Raw genomic sequence first — 19,372 nt, forward strand, 5'->3', positions numbered from 1 at the left:
CGTCACATTCCTCCGTCGCGGCCTGTCATAGGAGATGACCGGCGAACCAGGCCGGTTGTGACAGCACACCGTCGACGATCGGGAGTCAACCCATGCAAGCGCACGTCAGCTCCATTCTGCTCGGAGTCCGCGACCTCGACCGCGCCACCCGGTTCTACACCGAGGGCCTCGGCTGGACCGTCAAGCACAACTACGGCGTGTCCGTGTTCTTCGAGCAGGACGGCGGCTCGCTGATCGGCTTCTACGGCCGCGAGGGCCTCGCCGACCAGGTCGGCACGAGCGCCGACGGCAGCGGCTTCAGCGGCATGGTCCTCCAGTACATCGTCCGCAGCGAGGACCGGGTCGACGAGATCATCGCCGAGGCGGAGAAGGCCGGCGCTACGATCCTCAAGCCACCCGCCGCCCTGCAGTGGGGCGGCTACGGCGCCACCTTCGCCGACCTGGACGGCTACGTGTGGAGCCTCGCCTACAGCGCCCAGGGCAAGGACCAGCCCTACGCCGAGTAGCAACCCCGACGGCGGCGAGGTGCTTTCAGCGCGGTAACGACGCGGTGTCGATCCTGAACGGAAACGGCTCCCGCACATCAAGCACCTCGCCGCCGCCAACGGCGGTGTGTTCCACGTAGTGCTCGCCGGCGAGCCGGAGGAGCCGAAGCCGCAGCGGCTCCTGCTCCACCAGCAGATACCACTGGATGCCGGCTGCGGCGTAGAAGTGCAACTTCAGCAGCCGGTCGTCGCTTGCGTTGCTCGGCGAGACGATCTCCGCGATGAGCGCCACCCGGGCGGCGTCGAGCACCGAGCCCGTGCCTTCGGTGCCTGTCGGTGCGTGGCGGCGCGGCGGGTCACGGGCGGTGAACGTGGTCAGGCAGGGCGCCCGCACCCAGGTCGGCGTCGGCGATCCGACCCCCACCGGTCGGCACGTCAAGGTCATGCACGGCGGGCCCGCCGAACGGGGCGATGGTGGGCGGTTCGTCGAGAGGGGCGCGCGGCGGGGTGAGCAGCCGGCGGACGGAGCGGTAGACGCGCACCGCGATCAGCGCCGGCAGCAGCGACAGCAGGGCGAGCGTCGCCTCGAGGGCGTGGCCGGTTCGGCGGTACGCCGCCGTCGTGGTCTTCTGGGTGTCCTCGACCGCGGCGGTCACGGCCGTGTTCGCCGTGAGGATCGCGTCGAACAGGTCCTTGCCCCGGGCGCTGCGGTCCGCGTCGACGCCGGGGCGGCCGGCGGGCAGGGCGCTGATCGGCAGGGCCACCTGCGCCAGCCACCGCTGTGCGGCCTGGTCCTGGTCGCGGACGAGGACCCGGGTCCGGTCGTCGGGAGCGGCCCGCAGCGCCGCCGACCGGGCGACCGGGTAGTCCGCTGAGCCGGCGCGGAACGCCTCCAGGTAGGCCGGGTCGCCGGTCAGCTGGTACCTGAGCGCGGCGGTGTCGATGTCGGTGAGGTCCCGCAGCATCCGCTGGTTGGCCTGCCGCGCGTCGTCGAGGGCCTGCAGCCGCCCGTCGTGGACGCCGGTGAGGTAGTGGCCGGCGAGCACCCGCGCCGCGCCGATGGACAGCAGCACGAGGATCAGCCAGGTGAACTGCGGGCGCAGCGTGGCCGCGATCGGTTTCCGCACCTGTGAACCCCCGCAGCCTCGCCCCCAAGCCCCTCCAACGCTAACGTGCCCGGGGCGGCGGCGCGGCCGATTCGGGAGCGCTTGGGGTCAGGCCGCGAAGGATACGGTGAACGGTCGACTCGGGGAGTGGTGGCACGGTGCCAGGTGGCGTGGCGCCGTCCGCGCACGTGGTGGCCGTGACCTTCATGTCGACCTGCGAGCCGTCCACGAACTGGGCCCTGCCGTCGTCGCCGGTCGCCGCGACCAGACCGGCGACGCCGCCGGCGACCAGCATCAGCCCGAGCGCACCCACCAGGATCCGGGCGACCGTCCGCCGCCGGTCGGCGTCCCTGCCGTTCACCCCGTGCGCGGTTCCGGCTCGTACCGGCGTCGGACCTGCCACGGGATCGGCGGGCGCTGCCGGTACCGACGCCGCCGACGCCGGACCGGGCAGCCGCAACGTCGCCGTCGACGGGGCTGCCAGGGCCGGCGCCGAGGCGACCTCCGACAGCATCGCCCGCGCCTGACCGGCCGTGAGCCGCTCGGCCGGCTCGCGGCGCAGCAGCCCTTCGAGCACCTCCCTGTTACGGTGCGGGCGTGACGATTCGAGTGCCGTATCTCGGTGATGAGAAGCAGAGTCTGCATGCCAGTCTCAACCGGCACCGCGACGTGGTGCTGTGGAAGCTCGACGGCCTCGACGACGAGCAGCTGCGCCGCCCGATGACCCCGTCGGGCAGCACGATGCTCGGCCTGGTCAAGCACCTCGCCGCGGTCGAGTATGGCTGGTTCTGCGACACGTTCGGCCGTGAGCACGAGCCGCTGCCCTTCCGCGACGACGACCCCGAGGCCGACCTGCGCGTCGAGCCGGGCGAGTCCACCGCCGACGTGCTCGCCTTCTATGCCCGAGCCCGCGCCACCTGCGACGCCGTCATCGACTCCTTAGACGTGGAGGCGACCGGCACCGCCTGGTATGGCGAGAAGGTCTCCCTCCGCTGGGTCCTCATCCACATGGTCGAGGAGGTGGCCCGCCACACCGGCCACCTGGACGTCATGCGCGAGCTCCTCGACGGCGCCACCGGCGACCACCGCCCGGACGAGTAACAGGGACGCCGGCGGCGCGGCGGTGGACGGTCGGCGGCCGGGCACGGCGGCAGAAGGGCCGGCGAGTGCCGGTCGGGGAGCGGCGCGCCGGCGTCCCGGCGCCGGTGGCCCGCGGTAGGTGGAGCTTGGTGGCGGCGGTTTTTGGGGCTGGCGACCCGCGGTAGGTGGAGCTCGGTGGCCCGCGGTCGGCGGAGCTTGGTGGCCTGCGGTCGGCGGAGGTGGCGGTCGGCGGCCGAACTGGTGGCGATGCTGTTCGTGTCCGGCCGTTGCGCTGTGGCGGCGGCTGGGGTGGCCGGCGCTGGTGGTTGGTGGCGGTGAATGGTGTGGTGGTTGGTTCCGTGGCCCGCAGTGGGTGGAGCTTGGTGGCCTGCGGTCGGCGGAGGTGGCGGTCGGCGGCCGAACTGGTGGCGATGCTGTTCGTGTCCGGCCGTTGCGCTGTGGCGGCGGCTGGGGTGGCCGGCGCTGGTGGTTGGTGGCGGTGAAGGTTGGTTCCGTGCGCGAGCTCGGGCGCGAGTCGCGCCGGACTCGGCGGGTGCCCGGGTGCCCTCAGCGCGAGCCGTCAACGCTGAGCTGACAGTCGTCGCTGACGGATCGTGGCGTGTGTGGGCTGCGGCGTGGCGCGGATGCTGGGTAGCGTCGGCGCCATGTCGTTGGTTCCCAGTTCGACAGTCCTTGAAGGCCGCCATGTACGTCTTGAGCCGCTTGCCGAGTCGCATGTGCCCGCGCTGTTCGGCGCCGGTGGCCGGGATGACGAGGTGTGGCGGTGGCTGAGTGCGCCCACTCCGCGTACCGAGGCGGAACTGCGGGAGATCGTGTCCAGGCGCATCAAGGACGTCGACGACGGGAAGCGGGTCGCGTTCGCCGTGGTGGCTCGGGACGAGGGATCAGCGATCGGCACCACGAATCTGCACAGCTGGCAGCGCGGCGACGGGCGCATCGAGATCGGCGGCACGTGGTTCGGCAGGAAGTGGTGGCGTACCGCGGCGAACACCGAGACGAAGCTCCTGACGATGACCTATGCCTTCGACACGCTCGGCTACGCGGCCGTCGGCTGGCGCATCAGGCCGGAGAACGTGCGCTCGCAGGCGGCGATCACCCGCATCGGTGCCACCCTGAACGGCCGCGAACCGCGGGTCGCCGGCGGGCCGAGCCTGCTGGTCTACACGATGGCCCGAACCGACTGGCCCGCGGCGAAGGCGCGTCTGTCCGAACGCCTGGCGGAGGCTTAGAGGCCCTGGGCGATGGCGCGGAGGGCGGGGATGACGTCGGTGTCGGCGGGTTGGAGCTGGACGCAGACGTGGTCGGCGCCGGCGTCGAGGTGGGCTCGTAGGGCGGCGGCAAGCGTGGGGGCGTCGCCGTGGGCGACGATGCTGTCGATCAGGTGGTCGCTGCCGCCGTCGGTGAGGTCCTCGGGGGTGAAGCCGGCGCGCAGCATGTTGGTGGTGTAGTTGACCCGCTGCAGGTACATGGCGAGGAAGGCGCGGGCGCTGCGGCGGGCGGTGGCCGGGTCGGGGTCCAGCACGGCGGTCTGTTCGGGGGCGACCAGCGCGGCCGGGCCGAGGGCGGTCCTGGCCTCCCGGGTCTGCGCGGGCACGGTGAGGTACGGGTGGGTGCCGGCGCTGCGTTCGGCGGCCAGGGCGAGCATGCGGGGGCCGAGCGCGGACAGCACCCGGTGCTCGGCGGGCACGCCGCGCGCGTCGAGGACGTCGAGGTAGCGGGCCATGGACTCGACCGGGCGGGTGCGGTCCGGGTTGGCCTCGCGGTGCCCGGACCCGATGCCGAGCAGCAGCCGGCCGGGGTGTCTGGCGTGGATGCGGTGGAACGAGTCGGCGAGCTCGGCCGCGTCGGACGACCAGATGTTGACGATGCCGGTGGCGATGACGACCGAGTCGGTGCCGTCGAGCAGGGCCTCGGCGGGGCGCAGGTCGGAGCCGGGGGAGCCGCCCAGCCAGATGGTGCCGTACCCGAGCTCCTCGATCGACCTGGCCATCGGCGGATCGAGCAGCGTGACGCCGCGCCACACGCCGATGGTGCCGAGTCGTTGGCTCCAGTTCATGTTTCATCCCCCGTACGATGCGACGCCACGACACAACCATCTAGATCCTAGCGTCCTAGGACGGCATAGGGGGTGTGTGCGGCCGCATTCGAGTGGCTCAAGTTTCGCGATGTGGCGCCGATGTCGAGGAGTGCGAGACTCGCCGGATTCCGGGATGGTGCACAGTGGCGGACACGGGAACGGTCAAGGGCGGCGGCTGGCTGGCCGACCGCAGGATTCGGACCAAGATCCTGTTCGCGCTGACGGCGATGGCGCTGACCGCCGTCATCACGGGGGCGTTCGCGCTGTCGCGGATGTCGGCGATGGACGGCAAGGTCAGCAAGTTGCGCGTGGAGAACGTCCAGGAGCTGGTGCTGCTCAGCCAGATCCGCGGCGCCCAGTCGCTGATCAACCACAACGCGGCGATGCAGCTCGGGTCGGGCGGTGACCCGCAGGTCATCGCGTTGGCGCAGAAGGGCACCGGCGACGCGATCAAGCAGCTCGACACGGCGCTTGAGGAGTACCTGAAGCTGCCCAGGAGCGCCGCCGCGCAGCGGACCGTCGACGAGTTCACGTCGCTGTGGCAGCAGTTCACCGGGGCGATGGCCGACCTCGCCCAGGGCAAGCCGGCGACGATCGACTTCAACAAGGTCGTGCCCGGCATGGAGGCGGCGGTCGCCGAGCTGGCCGACCACCAGGCCGCCGACGCCGACGCCGCGGTGCAGGACGCCCACTCGCAGTACTCCACCGCCCGGCTGCAGGTCCTGCTCACCCTGATCGTCGGACTGGTCGTGGCGACCGCGCTGGCCCTGTACGTCGCCGCGTCGATCACCCGCCGGCTCGCCCCTGTGGTGGGGGCCATGGACGCGATGGCGGCCGGGGACCTGTCCACGACCGCGCCGGTCGGCGGCCGGGACGAGATCGGCAGCATGGCGGGCGCCGTCAACCGGGCCACCGCCAGCGTCCGGGAGACCGTCGCGGCCCTCGCGCGCAGCGCCGAGCTGGTGGCCCGCAGCTCCAGCCAGCTCGACGCGGTCACGGCCGGGGTCGCCGGCAGCGCGCAGGCGGTGTCCGCGCGGGCCCGGGAGGCCGACCAGACCGCCGCCCAGGTCTCCGGCAACGTGCAGACGGTCGCCGCCGCGTCCGACGAGATGTCGGCGTCGATCCGGGAGATCGCCCGCAACGCCAGCGAGGGGGCCCGGGTCGCCGGGCAGGCCGTCACCGTCGTCACCACCACCAACGACACCGTGTCCAAGCTCGGCCAGTCCTCGGCCGAGATCGGCGACGTGGTCAAGGTGATCACGTCGATCGCGGAGCAGACGAACCTGCTCGCGCTGAACGCGACCATCGAGGCGGCCCGGGCGGGGGAGGCCGGCAAGGGCTTCGCCGTCGTGGCGGGCGAGGTCAAGGAGCTGGCGCAGGAGACCGCCCGTGCCACCGAGGACATCGCCACCCGGGTCCGCGCGATCCAGGCCGACACGGGCAGCGCGGTCGCCGCGATCGAGCAGATCAGCATGATCATCGGGCAGATCTCGCAGTACCAGACGACGATCGCCTCGGCCGTCGACGAGCAGACCGCGACCACGAGCGAGATGACCCGCAACGTCGCCGAGGCCGCCGGTGGCGCGCAGACGATCGCCGCCACGATCGCGGAGGTGGCCGCGGCCGCGGAGGAGACGAACCGGAGCGTGGCGGCCGGCCGTGAGGCCAGCGGCGAGCTGGCGGGCCTTTCCGGCGAGTTGCAGCGGCTGGTCTCCCGCTTCAAACACGTGTGACAGCGCGTCCGGATCTCCGGACAGTTGCCGGACATCCGGACGGGCATCGGCCACTTACGATTTTCGGGTGTCCACACCGACCGCGCTGGCGGCCTTCGCTGAACACCTCGGGGGATGCAGGCGCCTGGCGGGGGAGCCGTCACTGCGGGAGATCGAGCGGCTGACCCGGCAGGCCGGCCGCCCGTACCCGCGGGCGACGATCGACGACAAGCTGCAGGGCCGCACGGTGCCCGACTGGGGCTTCGTGGAGGCGTTCGTCGCCGCCTGCGACCGCAACGCCGGCGGCCGGCCCGGGACGCGTACGGGCGCCGCCTGCGGCCCGGGCCGGTGTGGCCTCTTGAGGTGCCGGCCGGCGAGGCCCGCCGGATCGTGCTCGCGGTTGTCACCGACGAGGTGGATCTGCTGCGGTGGCGGCTGAACGCCGTGGTCACGCAGGGCGGCCGGACCTGGCAGCTCGGGTGGGATCTGCGGGTCTCGGCCCGTCCGGTGATGCGGAAGTTCGTGCCGGGCGGGAGCGGCCCGGTCCCCGTGCCCGTCCACGAGCGGTTTCCGCAGCACTGGCAGTCGCGGTGGCCGGTCGGGTCGGTGCCGCTGCCGCGCGGCGCGGACGGGCCGGTCCGGCTGCCGGCGGTCGCGCAGGCGGGCCGGGTGGTCGCCGCGGACGGGGCGCTCGTCATCACGGTCGACGAGTGTGAGGTCCCCGACGACCCGGACGGGTTCCCGGGGCTGCCCGCCGGCACGATGCTGTGGGTGTACTCCACGATGGGGCTGGCCGCGGCGGGCCTGGTGGAGGTGACGGCGGTCGTGCTGCCACCCGGCGGCGGTGGGAAGGAGCCGCTGGACAGCGGGCTGATCGAGCTGATCCTCGGCATGTACTCCGCCGCGGTGCATCAGGGCTGGCGGATGCGGGTCAACCACGTCGTCGGGTTCGGCCAGCCGATCGACGTCGGCGGCAGGGAGGTCGGCGGGGCGCTGATCCTGCACGCCGCCGGCGACGGCGCGTGGTTCCCGGCGGACTGGCCGCCGCTGCTGCTGGTCCCGCTGTTCGACGGGGAGATGGAGGCGGTCGGGCGGCACGGCGGGGGGAGGGTGCTGGCGAACCTCGCCGCCACCGAGTCGTGCTTCCCCTACCCGTGGTGGTTCGACCCGTCCCGGCCGCCGGTCGTCGACTCGGACACGTACGACGGGTCCACCGTCCTCGACGACGTCAGCAATCTCCGCGACGAGAACGTGATGGTGGTGGAGGGCCCGGGCGAGCTGATGATCATCGTGGACCGGGAGCGGCACGCGGTCCTCGGCGGGGCCTGGATCCAGATGCCGCCGCGGTTCGCGCTCATCCCGCGGTACACGACGATGACGGGCCGGGTGCGGGTGTGGTGGCCGGACCGGTCGGCGCCGAGCGAGGTGGTCGCCGCGCGGCCGCGGTCGCAGAACCAGCCCGGGGTGCACTTCCTGCTGTTCATCCAGGGCGGCTCGGCGGTGACGGTCGACCCGATGGAGGACGGGTTCGTCGTCGGACTGCCGGTGGACGACTGGTATGCGATGGGCACCCACCTGCGGGCCGGGCGGCCGATCGAGTGGCGGACGAGTGGCGGCACCCGGCTCAGTGTCGGCTATTCGGGCGGATGAGCGCCCGGATGCGAGGCAGCAAGCCGTTTGCAAGAACGGCGGGGTTAGCTGGGGCACGTGAAAGAAACACTTCGGCTGGTGCGGCGGGTGCCGGCCGGGCGGCGCGCCGTGACCCGGCTCGCGCTCGGCGTGTCCGTCGTCGACGAGTTCCTGTTCGACGGTCTGGAGTGGTGGGAGCTCATCGACCCGGCCGACGGGGACGAGCAGCCCGCCGCGGCCCTGGCTGCCGTCCGGCCGGGTGAGTCCATCGTCCGACTGGTCGGTCTCGTCGCGCCGGGCGGACGCTCCGACCTCGCCGTTCAGGTGCTGATCTCGTTGGTGGACGCCCTGCGGGCCGGTCCAGCCCGTAGGCTCGTCGCGGCGCCTCTGGCGCACGGCGAGGAGCTCCTGGAGGCCGCGGGCTTCGGACCGTACGACGACGGATCGTTCGCCGTGGAGCTGTAGCCAGCGTCCGCGGCCGAGGTGGAGCTCCGGGAGTAACGCATCCTGCAGATTCGGATCCTGGGCCCGCTCGAGGTCGTCGGGGAGAGCGGCCCGGTCGACACGGGCACCCCGAAGCAGCGCGCCGTCCTGGCGATGCTGACGATGCAGCCCGGCCGGACCGTGTCCGTGCAGCGGCTCATCGACGAGCTGTGGTCCGACGAGCCGCCGGAGCGGGCGATCGCTTCCCTGCAGGCGTACGTGTCCCGCCTCCGCCGCGCCCTCGAACCGGGCCGCACCGCCCGCGACCGGTCGACGGTGCTGGTCAGCCGCGCGCCCGGGTATCAGCTGATGGTGCCGGCGGACGCGGTGGACGCCGCCCGGTTCGCCGCCGCGGTCGAGCAGGCCCGCACCGGCACCGACCCGGCCATGGCGCTGCAGGTGCTCACCGACGCGCTGCACCTGTGGCGCGCGGATCCGCTGCCCGAGCTCGGCGACTCCCCGCTGGCCCGCGCCGAGCGGGGCCGCCTGCAGGAGCTGCGCCTGATCGCCGTGGAGGAGCGGTCGGAGGCGCTGCTGCGGCTCGGACGTGCCGCCGAGGTCGCCTACCTGAGCGAGAGCGCCCTGGCGGAGGCCCCGTATCGCGAACGGCTCTGGGGTCAGCTGATGCTCGCGCTGTACCGGTCGGGCCGGCAGGCCGAGGCGCTCGCCGCCTACGGCCGGGCCCGGGCCGGCCTGGTGGACGAGCTCGGCATCGAACCGGGCCCGGCCCTGCAGCAGCTCGAGCAGGACATCCTCCGGCAGGCCCCGCACCTGGCCGAGCCGGCGCCGGCCGCCCCGACGTCCACTCCGCCAAGTTCCAAGGTCGTCCCCCCGGCCGCGGGCGATATGTCCGAAATGCCGCCAGAGTCGGGTGGCCCGGGTGACCACAGTGACAGTGGTGCGGAGGGGCGCGACGCCGACGACGGCGGCCTGGTCGGGCGGGACGCCGAGCTGCGGACCGTGCAGGAGCTCCTCGCCGGCACGGCCGCCGGCCGGGGACGGTTGCTGCTCGTCTCCGGCAGCCCGGGCATCGGCAAGTCCGCGCTGCTGCGGGAGCTCGCCGCCCGCGCCACCGGGTTCGTCGGCACCGGGACCGGCGTCGACGGGGAGGCGCCGCCGGTGTTCCTGCCGTGGGCGCAGATCCTGCGGGCCGTCGCCGCCGCACCCGGCGCCGCCGACGCCCTCGCCACCGCGTTCGCGCCGTACGGGAACCTGCCTGCCGTCCTGGACCCGACGCTGAGCGAGGCGCTGCCGCTGCCCGCCGCCGAGCGGATCGCCGACCCGGAGCTGGCCAGGTCCCGGCTGTACCAGGGGATCGTCGACGGCCTGTGCCGGCTCGCCACGCACCGGCCGCTGGTCCTCGTCGTCGACGACGCGCACTGGCTGGACGCGCCGTCGACGGTGCTGCTGACGATGTTCGCCAAGGCGGTCCGGCGCAGCGCGGTGCTGCTCGCCGTCGGCTATCGGGAGGCCGAGCTGGCCCCGGAGGCGCCCCTCGCGGGTGCGCTGGGGGAGCTGCTCGCCGACCCGTCCGCGGTGCGGCTGCCGCTGCAGGGGCTCGGCGCCGACGGGGTGGCCGCGCTCGCCCGGGACGTGACCGGCGCCGAGGTGCCCGCCGAGACCGTCGAGATGCTGCTGGACCGGACCGGCGGCAACCCGTTCTTCGTGGTGGAGCTGCTGCGGGTCCTCGTCGCCGAGCACACCCTGGCGCCGGAGCACGTCCCGGTGCGGGTGCAGGAGGTGGTCCGCCGCCGCCTCGCCAAGCTGCCCGCGCAGGTGAACGCGGTCATCGCCGTCGCGTCGGTGCTCGGCCGGGACGTGTCGGTGCCGGTGCTGCGCGAGGTCGTGCAGATCGACGAGCTGGCGCTGTTCGACACGCTCGACACCGCGGTCGTCAGCGGGGTCCTGACCGCGACCGACGACCCGGGGCTGCTGCGCTTCTCCCACGACCTGGTCCGCCAGACCGCGTACCTCGACCAGGGGCCGCTGCGCCGGGCCAGGCTGCACGCCCGGGCCGCCCAGGCGCTGCGCGACACGGGCCTCGCCACCGTCGCCGAGCTGGCCGCCCACCTGCGGGCCGCGCTGCCGGTGCTGTCGCCGTTCGACGTGGTGCCCGCGCTGGTCGAGGCGGCCGGCGAGGCGTACGACCTGACTGCCCACGAGCAGGCGTCGGCGCTGCTGGTGGAGGCGATCGGGGTGCTGCACCGCGCCCCGGCCGGCGAGCGCCGCGACGTCGCGGAGCTCGACCTGCGGATCCGGCTCGCGTACATGCACCAGGCGACCGACGGCTACCTGGCGCCGTTCGTGGCGGCCCAGTACGCGGCGATGGAGCCGCTGCTGGTGCGGCTGCGCGGCCGGCCGGTGCTGGACATCCTGCCGGCGCTGTGGGGGTACGCGTCGTTCCACACCGCCGCCGGCGACGTCGCGCGGGGCGTCGCGATGGCCCGCTCGGCGAGCGAGCAGGGCAGCACCGACCCGTGGGCGACGATCGTCGCGGAGGTCCACGAGGGCGCGGCGGCGCTGTCGGTGCTGGACCTGCCACGCGCCCGCGGGTGCTTCGAGACGGCGCTGGAGGCGCTGCCCGGCGGGGACCTGCCGGCGTTCCCGATCGTCAACTGGGACCCGGTCGTCGGCGCGCAGGCACCCGCGGCGATCGTGTGCGGGATGCTGGGCGATCACGAGGCCGCGGAGCGGCACCTGCGTGCCGCCCGGGAGCGTGCCGCCCGGGTCGGTGAGCCGTTCCTCGACATGTACATCAGCCACTACGCCGCGGCGGTCGCCGCCGACCGGTTCGACGGGCCGGCGACGATCACGGCGGCCCGCGCCACGCTGCGCCTCGCGGAGCGCGGCGGGCACCTGGAGTACCAGGCGCTCGCGGCGATGGTGCTCGGCTGGGCCGAGGTCCGCACCGGCGACCTGACCGGGGTGGACCGGATGGCGAAGGCGCGCGTCGCCCTCGGCGAGGGAATCCGCCGCTTCGGCCGGCTGGAGGCGCTCTACGCCGACGCGCTGCTCACCCTCGGCCGGGACACCGAGGCCGCCGAGGTCGCCGGTGCCGCGCTGGAGCGGGGCCTGCCGGGCCAGGGCGGCCTCGCGGAGCCTGACCTGCGCCGCATCCACGCCCTGGCGAAGGGCGACGCGGCCGAGGCCGAGGAGGCGCTGCGACTGGCCCGCAAGCTGCACTACGCGGGCGCCGCCACCCGCGTCGAGGCCGCCCTCGAACGCCTGCCGTCATAGGGGGACGCCGCCCGACGGCGCGGGCTCGACGGCCTCGACGCCGACGTGCCGGCGCAGCGGGACGGCGACGATCTGCGGGTCGGGCCGCGGGTGGCGCCTGATGATGTACGCGGCCAGCTGGTCGAACCGCTCCGCCTGGACGGTGAGCAGCAGCCGCCACTCCTCGGCCTCCACGAGGGTGCCGTCGCGCCAGCCCATGGACAGCACAGGGCCCTCGACCCGCGCTGCGACGGCGAGCCGCGTGTGGATGACCGAGCGTGCCACGTACGCCGCGTCCTGCTGGCTCGGGAACCCTGCCGACACCTCGAGAAAGTCCATCACGGGGAGGCAGCGTAACGGGTCCGGGCGCCCCGCACGACGGCGATCCGGACGGTGTCGCACAGCGGGCGGACGCCGTCAGGGACGGGCGGCGGCCGGGAGCGGGGTTTCGACGGTGGCCGCGTCAGCCCCGGCGACGGTGGCCGCGTCGGAACCGGCGACGGTGGCGGTGGGGGGCCGGCGGCGCAGGAGACGCAGGGCGGGCAGCTCGACGCCGTGGTGGACGGCCATGGCGCCGAGGAGGCTGCTGGCGAACACCGACACGGTGATCAGGGCGGCGACGAGCGGGCCGGCGCGGTGCGGCAGCAGGCCGAGGCGGTCATAGGCCAGGTACGCCAGGTAGTGCACCAGGTAGAACGCGAACGACACCTCGCCGAGGTACCGCAGCGACGGGCGGGTCCAGACGGTGCGGACACCGGTGAGGTCGGCGCGGGCGGCCGCGGCGACGACGAAGGTGACGGGCACGAGCGTGAGGGCGTGCTGGTTGAGCGGGTACGGGGCCTTCAGCGCGAGGACGGCGCCGGCCCCGACCAGCACGAACGACCAGCGCAGGCCCGGGCCGCGCCACGCGCCGGACCGCACGAGCAGCGCCACGGCGATCCCGAGGGTGAACTCGGCCATCCGGACCGGCGGGAACACGTAGCCGAACCAGAGCGCGAACGGGCGGTCGGCGTACGTGAGGGCGGCGCCGATCCCGAGGACCACGGCGACCTGGAGGGCGGCGACCGTCCACAGACCTCTGGGTCCCAGCCGGCGCAGCAGCCGGTACAGGAGCGGAAAACACAGGTAGAAGAACGCCTCGCACGACAGCGACCAGCTCACCGGGTTGAGCGCGCGGAAGACCGACGCATGCGGGAACCAGGTCTGGGTGAGCGTCAGGTGGATGGCCAGCTGCAGCGGTGCGGCGCCGCCGACCACGACCAGGGCGAGGAGGGTGGTCACCAGCGTCGCCGGGTAGATCTTGGTGAACCGCCGCCAGTAGAACGGGCCGGGCTTGGCGGACCACGTCAGGACGAAGCCGGACAGCACGAAGAAGAACGAGACGCCCACCGCGCCGCCGTTGACCAGCATCGCCCACAGCACGGCCCGGACCGGTCGCGGGGCGACCAGGTCCGAGTCGTAGAAGAGCTCCAGGGTGTGCTGGCCGAACACCACGAGCGCCGCCGCCCAGCGCAGACCGGTGAGGGCCGGTAGGCGGCTGTCGCGGTTCACGCTGAATGTCTAGCCACTCTTCCCGGCCGGCGCACGCCGAGCCGGGAAGAATTCACCCCGATGTGACCAGTGGTCACCTCACATGACCGCCATGTCACCGCCGGTCCCGCTCGCGGTCACGGTCACGGTCGCGGCCACGGCCACGGCCACGGCCGGAAGGCAGGCGCATCGTCATCATCGTCATCAGGCTGAGCGCGATGATGACGAGGCCGATGACGATGTTGTTGGCGATGGAGCCGCCGGACGGGTGGGCGCCCTGGATGACCCACGGGGCGACGAACGTCCACACGCCGAGCACCACCGGCACCCAGGTGAGGCCGTGGGTGCGCCCGTACGCCGCGGCGAAGCCGATGGCGAGGAAGCTGACGGCCACGCCACAGATGAAGTTGTTGACCGCGAGGTCACCCTCGAACGGCGCGAAGCCGACGATCCAGGGCGACAGGGTGAGGTAGATCCCGGCGAGCAGCAGCCCGCCGTCGGTGATGTGCGCGGTCGGCGTCTCCGCCGCGCGGTCGTAGTGGGCCCGCAGCTCGAGGATGTCCGGGTGCTGTTCGAGGTCCGCGATCGGACGGGTCATGACGGTCCCCTTTCCTTGTCGACATCGGGGTTGTCTAACCCGTACCGCTGAGAACTAACACGAAATGGGTGGGCACGGCGGCGGCGCTGCAGACGCCGGCCGCCGTACCCCGGTTCGCGATGGGAGCCGCGAAAAGGGTTGGCATCACCTCCGGTGGATCGATAGCCGTCGCGACCATAGGTGAAATCAGGACGCTTGTCCCGGGAGCGCTCCCATGCCAGAATCAGCGCCACCTCGCGTCTGGGAGCCGACGGGGCACACGCAGCGACTGGCTTACGTACCAACGCCGCCGCGCTGTCGCGTGCCCGTATTCCGCCCAGAAACTTTCACGAGGAGCACCCCACACATGACCACCCGGACCCAACGCTGGATGCGTGTGGCGTCCGTCGGCCTCCTGGCCGCCGGCACGCTGTTCGTCATGCCGGCAGGACCCGCACACGCCGCCGCCGGCTGTACGGTCGTCTACTCGGTACGCAGCCAATGGCCGACGGGCTTCACCGGCGATCTGCTGGTGACGAACCTCGGCGACCCTCTGACAAGCTGGAACGTGTCCTGGACGTTCGCCGGCAACCAGCAGGTGCAGCAGAGCTGGAACGGCGACTACACCCAGACCGGCAGCCAGGTGACGATCCGCAACGCCCCGTGGAACGGCAGCCTGCCCAGCAACGGCACCGTCAACCCGGGCTTCAACGCCGGGTACAGCGGCACCAACGTCAACCCGACGAGCTTCTCGCTCAACGGCGTGACCTGCACCGGGCCGAACCAGGCGCCGACGGTCGCCATCACCTCGCCGGCCGCCAACACCCGGTACACGGCGCCGGCGACGATCCCGATCGCCGTCACCGCCAGCGACCCGGACGCCGGTGACTCGATCGCGAAGGTCGAGTTCTACCACGACGGCCTGCTGCTCGGGCAGGACACGACCGCCCCGTACACGTACAGCTGGGCCAACGTGCCGAGCCAGACGGGGGCGTACAGCCTGCAGGCGAAGGCCTACGACAGCAAGGGCGCGGTGAGCACGTCCGCGGCGGTGCCGGTGTTCGTCGACCCGTTCGTCGGGCCGTCGATCCTGGCCACGCCGTCGCCGCTGACCGTGCCCGAGGGCGGCTCGACGCCGCTGTCGGTCAAGCTGAACCAGGCACCCACGTCGAACGTGACGGTGGCGGTCGCCCGTACCGGCGACACCGACATCACCGTGTCGCCGACCTCGCTGACGTTCACGACCGCGAACTGGAACGTCGCGCAGGTCGTGACCGTCTCCGGCGCCCAGGACGCGGACACCACCAACGGTGCCGCGACGATCAACCTGACCGCTACGGGTTGGGCGTCGGCGTCGGTACCGGCGAACGAGAGCGATGACGACGTCGCCGGCGGCGTGTACGTCCAGCGGTTCCTCGAGCAGTACCAGAAGCTGCACAGCTCCGGGTACTTCTCGCCGGAGGGCGTGCCCTACCACTCGATCGAGACGCTCGTCGTCGAGGCGCCGGACTGGGGCCACGAGACCACGTCCGAGGCGTTCAGCTTCTGGCTGTGGCTGGAGGCGCAGTACGGCCGGGTGAAGCAGGACTGGGCCCCGTTCAACAAGGCCTGGGACACGATGGAGAAGTACATCATCCCCACCCACGCCAACCAGCCGACCGGCGGCTACAACCCGAACGACCCCGCCGACTACGCGCCCGAGGCCGGGCAGCCCAGCCTGTACCCGCAGCAGGGCGGCCACCTCGACTCGTCGGTGAAGGTCGGTGTCGACCCGCTGTACACGGAGCTGACCTCGACCTACGGCAACACCGACGTGTACGGCATGCACTGGCTCGAGGACGTCGACAACGTCTACGGCTTCAGCTCGTGCACCCCGCAGCCGGGCTCCACGGTGTCGTACATCAACACCTACCAGCGCGGCCCGCAGGAGTCGGTGTGGGAGACCGTCGCCCACCCGTCCTGTGAGGACTTCCGCTTCGGCGCGAAGGCCAACGGCGGCTTCCTGCCGCTGTTCATCGACGGCTCGCCGGCCAAGCAGTGGCGCTACACCAACGCCCCCGACGCCGACGCGCGCGCCATCCAGGCCGCGTACTGGGCGCAGCAGTGGGCCTCGGCCCAGGGCAAGGCCGCGGACGTCGCCACCGTCGTCGGCAAGGCCGCCAAGATGGGCGACTACCTGCGGTACGCGATGTACGACAAGTACTTCAAGAAGCCCGGCTGCACGTCGACGGGCTGCGCCGCCGGCACCGGCAAGGACTCCGCCGCGTACCTGCTGAACTGGTACTACGCGTGGGGCGGCGACGCGGGCGGCCAGTGGTCGTGGCGCATCGGCTCCAGCCACAACCACCAGGGCTACCAGAACCCCCTGGCGGCGTACGTGCTGTCCAACGTCAGCGGGTTCGCGCCGCGCTCCCCGTCGGCGAAGGGCGACTGGCAGACCAGCCTCGGCCGGCAGCTGGAGTTCTACCAGTGGCTGCAGTCCTCCGAGGGTGCGTTCGCCGGTGGTGCCACCAACAGCTGGGGCGGCAACTACTCGGTGCCGCCGGCCGGCACGCCGACGTTCTACGGCATGTTCTACGACGAGAAGCCCGTCTACCACGACCCGCCGTCCAACCAGTGGTTCGGCTTCCAGGCGTGGTCGGTGGAGCGGGTCGCGGAGTACTACTACGCGACCGGTGACGCCAAGGCCAAGACGATGCTCGACAAGTGGGTGGCCTGGGCGATCGCGAACACGACGTTCACCGCGAACGGCGACTTCAAGATCCCCGACACGCTCCAGTGGACCGGCGCGCCGGCGACCTGGAACCCGGCCAGCCCGGCCGCGAACACCAACCTGCACGTCAGCGTGGTCAGCACCGGCACCGACGTGGGCATCGCGGCAGCGTACGCCCGCCTGCTGACCTACTACGGCGCGAAGGCCAACAACACCGCGGCGAAGACCACGGCGAAGAAGCTCCTGGACGGCATCTGGCTGCACACCGACAGCAAGGGCGTCGGCATCCCGGAGACCCGCACCGACTACAACCGCTTCGACGACATCTGGTCCTCGTCCAACCAGCAGGGCCTGTACATCCCGTCCGGGTACAGCGGCGTCATGCCCAACGGTGACGTCATCGCCCCCGGGAAGTCCTTCCTGGACACCCGCTCCTTCTACAAGAACGACCCGAACTGGCCGGCCGTGCAGGCCTACCTGAACGGGACCGGCCCCGCGCCGACGTTCACCTTCCACCGCTTCTGGGCCCAGTCCGACATCGCCATGGCGATGGCCGACTACGGCCTGCTGATCGGCGGCTGACGCACCATCTGTGTACCGGCGCCACCGTCTCTCTTGAGGCGGTGGCGCCTCACCGCAGTGCATCGACGGCCACCGTGCGACTGTTCGCGCGGTGCCCGCTGCGGTTCTCGCGGGCAGGTCCCAGCTCGCGGCCAGGTGGTCACCAGGTGCGCGTGCCAGGCTGCTCCGGTGACCGTGGACCACTGGTTGGGCCCCGCGTGGGGCGTGCCGGAGCACGTCCTGATCGCCTGTGCCACCACCGGCGACGCGCTCCGGATGCCCCTGGAGGAGTGGGCGACCATCGGGCCGGGGCCCCGGCACGGCACTCGGCCGCGTGTCGTGTACGACCGGCGCACCGGCGACGAGCTGCCGCTGACCGTGGTGCCGCTGCGGTACCGCAACGACCTCGAGTCGCGGTCCCTGATCGCCGCCGGCCGGATGCCGCCGCCGTGGCCGCACGCGTGGCGCACCGAGGACTGGGGCGAGCCGCCGTGCGAGCTGGCCGGCCCCCGGCCGCTGCCTGCACGCCCTGAGCACCATGACCGGCACCGCCTTCGCCGGCCTGCTCTCCCACGCCTGGTTCAACGGGTGGCCGGCGCCGGTCCCGCGGTGGGCCGCCGAGGAGGTCGAGGCCGCCAACGGCTACGCGCTCGGCCAGGTCGACGCCGACGGGCGCTGGGTGTCCGCCTGGGACATCCCCGGCTGGGACTTCGGCGCGGGACGGCCCGGATCCGCTGGTACGTTGGGGCGTGTCTCAGGTTGACGGAAGGCCCGCGACGGTCGAGGACGTGCATGCGCTGGCCGCCGGGATGCCGCACGTCACCGTCGTCCACGGCTCCGGCGACAACCCGGTCTACCAGGTCGGCGGCAAGTCCTTCGTCTTCTTCCGCAACCCGCGCCCCGACGCGGTCGACCCCGTCACCGGCGAGCGGTTCCCCGACGTGATCGTCTTCTGGGTCGAGTCCGACGCGGACAAGCAGGCCTTGATCCAGGACGCGTCGACGCCGTTCTTCACCACCGCACACTTCAACGGCCACCCGTCGGTGCTGCTGCGGGCCAGCCGGCTCGGCGAACTGACCTACGCCGAGCTCGCCGAGGTCGTCCAGGACGCGTGGCTGTCCCGCGCCTCGGCCCGACGGGCGGCCGCGTGGCTCGCCGCTCGCTAACCTTGGCGCCGTGGCCTGGATGCTGATCGAGGACTCCTTCCCCGCCCCTTCCGGCGGCGTCGCCGTCACCGGCCGCCCCCACGACGGCGACCTCACCCGCGGCGACCGGCTCTGGCTGACCGGCGGCACCACCCGGCACCCGGTCACGGTCGCCCGCGTCCTGCACATCTGCGGCCGCCGCCCCCGAGACGTCGCCCCCGCCGGCCTCAACGCCGCGATCGAACTCACCGGCGTCCCGCCCGGCCTGACCGTCACCGGCCTGCGGCTGGTCGGCGGCGCGGCATGAAACCCGCCGCGGGTGACCTCGCCCAAGCCATCCGGGCGGAGTTCGACCGGACCGGCGTGGTCCTGCCGGTCTCCCCACGGCACGACGTCGCCTGCCCGCCGGAGCACGCGGTGATCGGCGCCGGCCCGCGCACCACCCGCGTGTCGGTCCACGACTGGTCGCACTGGACCACCCCGCCGGTCGGCAGGTCGTACAGCGTCCGGTGCTACGACGGCACGGCCGGCATCGCCTACGGCTGGGTCCCCGACCTGTCCACGGTCGCCGCCCTCGCGGCACGGTGGCAGTCCGGCTCCACCGCCCCCGCCCTGGCCGAGGCGTTCCCGCTGCTGGGCCCGGTCGAGATGCTCGCCGCCCGGGAACGCGGCGACCAGCGCGAATACATGTGGCACGAGTACGCCTCCAACCACCGCGGCTCGATCCACGCGCCACTCGTCCCGTTCATCGTGGCCGCCTTCCACGAGCCCCGCCTGCGCGCCCTGACCCCCGTCCTCGTCAGCCACATGCGGGTGCTCAGCTTCCGCGACCCGTCCTCACCGGCGACCGTCTACCCGTGCGTCACCGCGATCGCCGGCGGCGTGTTCCGGGTGTGGTTGCGCGGCGGTCCCGAGCTCGGCGAGACCGACGTCGCGGGCGGTATCGCGCTGGTCCTCGCCGCCGCCTGACCCGCACCGTCCCGATCGAACGCCGACCCTTTCGACGCCGGTCGTGATCGGCGAGGCGGCGGTGTCGA

Annotated in this window: 20 protein-coding genes; 13 read left to right on the plus strand and 7 right to left on the minus strand. The window is 72.8% G+C overall.

Going from position 1 to position 19,372, the window contains the following annotated elements; all coding sequences use genetic code 11:
* Positions 1-92 precede the first annotated feature (92 nt).
* Positions 93-506, plus strand: a complete 414-nt coding sequence (locus AB0I21_RS12330; protein ID WP_360560566.1) for a VOC family protein — start codon at positions 93-95, stop codon at positions 504-506.
* 25 nt (positions 507-531) lie between these two features.
* Here the strand turns inward: AB0I21_RS12330 and AB0I21_RS12335 are convergent, their stop codons facing one another.
* From AB0I21_RS12335 to AB0I21_RS12345, 3 genes are read right to left on the minus strand one after another with little or no spacing between them, the layout of a single operon-like run.
* On the minus strand, positions 532-795 hold the full coding sequence (locus AB0I21_RS12335; RefSeq protein ID WP_360560568.1) for a Uma2 family endonuclease: 264 nt from the start codon (positions 793-795) through the stop codon (positions 532-534).
* A 46-nt stretch (positions 796-841) separates the two neighbouring features.
* On the minus strand, positions 842-1,612 hold the full coding sequence (locus AB0I21_RS12340) for a CHASE3 domain-containing protein (protein WP_360560569.1): 771 nt from the start codon (positions 1,610-1,612) through the stop codon (positions 842-844).
* 40 nt (positions 1,613-1,652) lie between these two features.
* Positions 1,653-2,168, minus strand: a complete 516-nt coding sequence (locus AB0I21_RS12345) for a hypothetical protein (RefSeq protein WP_360560570.1) — start codon at positions 2,166-2,168, stop codon at positions 1,653-1,655.
* Positions 2,169-2,188: 20 nt separating this feature from the next.
* Between AB0I21_RS12345 and AB0I21_RS12350 the strand changes: the two genes are divergently transcribed.
* Positions 2,189-2,692 carry a DinB family protein gene (locus AB0I21_RS12350; RefSeq protein ID WP_344507699.1) on the plus strand — a complete coding sequence of 168 codons (504 nt, stop codon included), beginning with the start codon at positions 2,189-2,191 and terminating at the stop codon, positions 2,690-2,692.
* Between the two features lie 644 nt (positions 2,693-3,336).
* Entirely contained in the window at positions 3,337-3,921 is a 585-nt protein-coding gene (locus AB0I21_RS12355) for a GNAT family N-acetyltransferase (protein WP_360560571.1), read from the plus strand.
* Here AB0I21_RS12355 and AB0I21_RS12360 read toward each other — a convergent pair.
* On the minus strand, positions 3,918-4,748 hold the full coding sequence (locus AB0I21_RS12360; protein WP_360560573.1) for an LLM class F420-dependent oxidoreductase: 831 nt from the start codon (positions 4,746-4,748) through the stop codon (positions 3,918-3,920). The genes AB0I21_RS12355 and AB0I21_RS12360 overlap by 4 nt on opposite strands.
* Positions 4,749-4,912: 164 nt before the next feature.
* On the opposite strand from AB0I21_RS12360, the gene AB0I21_RS12365 reads away from it, so the two are divergent.
* The 5 genes from AB0I21_RS12365 to AB0I21_RS12385 all read left to right on the plus strand — a co-directional run bounded on the left by AB0I21_RS12365 (position 4,913) and on the right by AB0I21_RS12385 (position 11,830).
* Positions 4,913-6,502: a methyl-accepting chemotaxis protein gene (locus AB0I21_RS12365; RefSeq protein ID WP_360560575.1), complete on the plus strand. Its 1,590-nt coding sequence runs from the start codon at positions 4,913-4,915 to the stop codon at positions 6,500-6,502.
* 67 nt (positions 6,503-6,569) lie between these two features.
* Positions 6,570-6,920 (plus strand): hypothetical protein, encoded by a 351-nt coding sequence (locus tag AB0I21_RS12370; protein WP_360560577.1) that lies wholly within the window; start codon positions 6,570-6,572, stop codon positions 6,918-6,920.
* The gene (locus tag AB0I21_RS12375; RefSeq protein WP_360560579.1) at positions 6,845-8,131 is read left to right on the plus strand and encodes a hypothetical protein; all 1,287 of its coding nucleotides are present in this window, start codon (positions 6,845-6,847) and stop codon (positions 8,129-8,131) included. Before AB0I21_RS12370 ends, AB0I21_RS12375 begins: the two co-directional genes overlap by 76 nt.
* Positions 8,132-8,188: 57 nt before the next feature.
* The gene (locus AB0I21_RS12380) at positions 8,189-8,575 is read left to right on the plus strand and encodes a hypothetical protein (RefSeq protein ID WP_344507711.1); all 387 of its coding nucleotides are present in this window, start codon (positions 8,189-8,191) and stop codon (positions 8,573-8,575) included.
* Positions 8,576-8,632: 57 nt separating this feature from the next.
* Positions 8,633-11,830 (plus strand): BTAD domain-containing putative transcriptional regulator, encoded by a 3,198-nt coding sequence (locus AB0I21_RS12385; RefSeq protein ID WP_360560753.1) that lies wholly within the window; start codon positions 8,633-8,635, stop codon positions 11,828-11,830.
* Here the strand turns inward: AB0I21_RS12385 and cutA are convergent.
* The 3 genes from cutA to AB0I21_RS12400 all read right to left on the minus strand — a co-directional run bounded on the left by cutA (position 11,825) and on the right by AB0I21_RS12400 (position 13,937).
* The gene (gene cutA / locus AB0I21_RS12390; RefSeq protein ID WP_360560755.1) at positions 11,825-12,148 is read right to left on the minus strand and encodes a divalent cation tolerance protein CutA; all 324 of its coding nucleotides are present in this window, start codon (positions 12,146-12,148) and stop codon (positions 11,825-11,827) included. The genes AB0I21_RS12385 and cutA overlap by 6 nt on opposite strands.
* A gap of 78 nt (positions 12,149-12,226) precedes the next feature.
* Positions 12,227-13,360 (minus strand): acyltransferase, encoded by a 1,134-nt coding sequence (locus AB0I21_RS12395; RefSeq protein ID WP_360560581.1) that lies wholly within the window; start codon positions 13,358-13,360, stop codon positions 12,227-12,229.
* A 94-nt stretch (positions 13,361-13,454) separates the two neighbouring features.
* Positions 13,455-13,937 (minus strand): SPW repeat protein, encoded by a 483-nt coding sequence (locus tag AB0I21_RS12400; protein WP_360560583.1) that lies wholly within the window; start codon positions 13,935-13,937, stop codon positions 13,455-13,457.
* Positions 13,938-14,307: 370 nt separating this feature from the next.
* Between AB0I21_RS12400 and AB0I21_RS12405 the strand changes: the two genes are divergently transcribed.
* From AB0I21_RS12405 to AB0I21_RS12425, 5 genes are all read left to right on the plus strand, one after another.
* Positions 14,308-17,211, plus strand: a complete 2,904-nt coding sequence (locus AB0I21_RS12405; protein WP_360560757.1) for a glycoside hydrolase family 48 protein — start codon at positions 14,308-14,310, stop codon at positions 17,209-17,211.
* Positions 17,212-17,728: 517 nt separating this feature from the next.
* On the plus strand, positions 17,729-17,953 hold the full coding sequence (locus AB0I21_RS12410; protein ID WP_360560585.1) for a hypothetical protein: 225 nt from the start codon (positions 17,729-17,731) through the stop codon (positions 17,951-17,953).
* 25 nt (positions 17,954-17,978) lie between these two features.
* Positions 17,979-18,356 carry an MmcQ/YjbR family DNA-binding protein gene (locus AB0I21_RS12415; protein ID WP_360560587.1) on the plus strand — a complete coding sequence of 126 codons (378 nt, stop codon included), beginning with the start codon at positions 17,979-17,981 and terminating at the stop codon, positions 18,354-18,356.
* A 10-nt stretch (positions 18,357-18,366) separates the two neighbouring features.
* A complete protein-coding gene (locus tag AB0I21_RS12420) occupies positions 18,367-18,642 on the plus strand; it encodes a hypothetical protein (protein WP_360560589.1) in 276 nt (91 codons plus the stop codon).
* Positions 18,639-19,304, plus strand: coding sequence for a DUF6193 family natural product biosynthesis protein (locus AB0I21_RS12425; protein ID WP_360560591.1), 666 nt, complete (start codon positions 18,639-18,641; stop codon positions 19,302-19,304). Before AB0I21_RS12420 ends, AB0I21_RS12425 begins: the two co-directional genes overlap by 4 nt.
* The last annotated feature ends 68 nt before the right edge of the window (positions 19,305-19,372 follow it).

It is taken from the genome of Dactylosporangium sp. NPDC050588, from assembly GCF_040654975.1.
Lineage (GTDB): Bacteria > Actinomycetota > Actinomycetes > Mycobacteriales > Micromonosporaceae > Dactylosporangium > Dactylosporangium maewongense.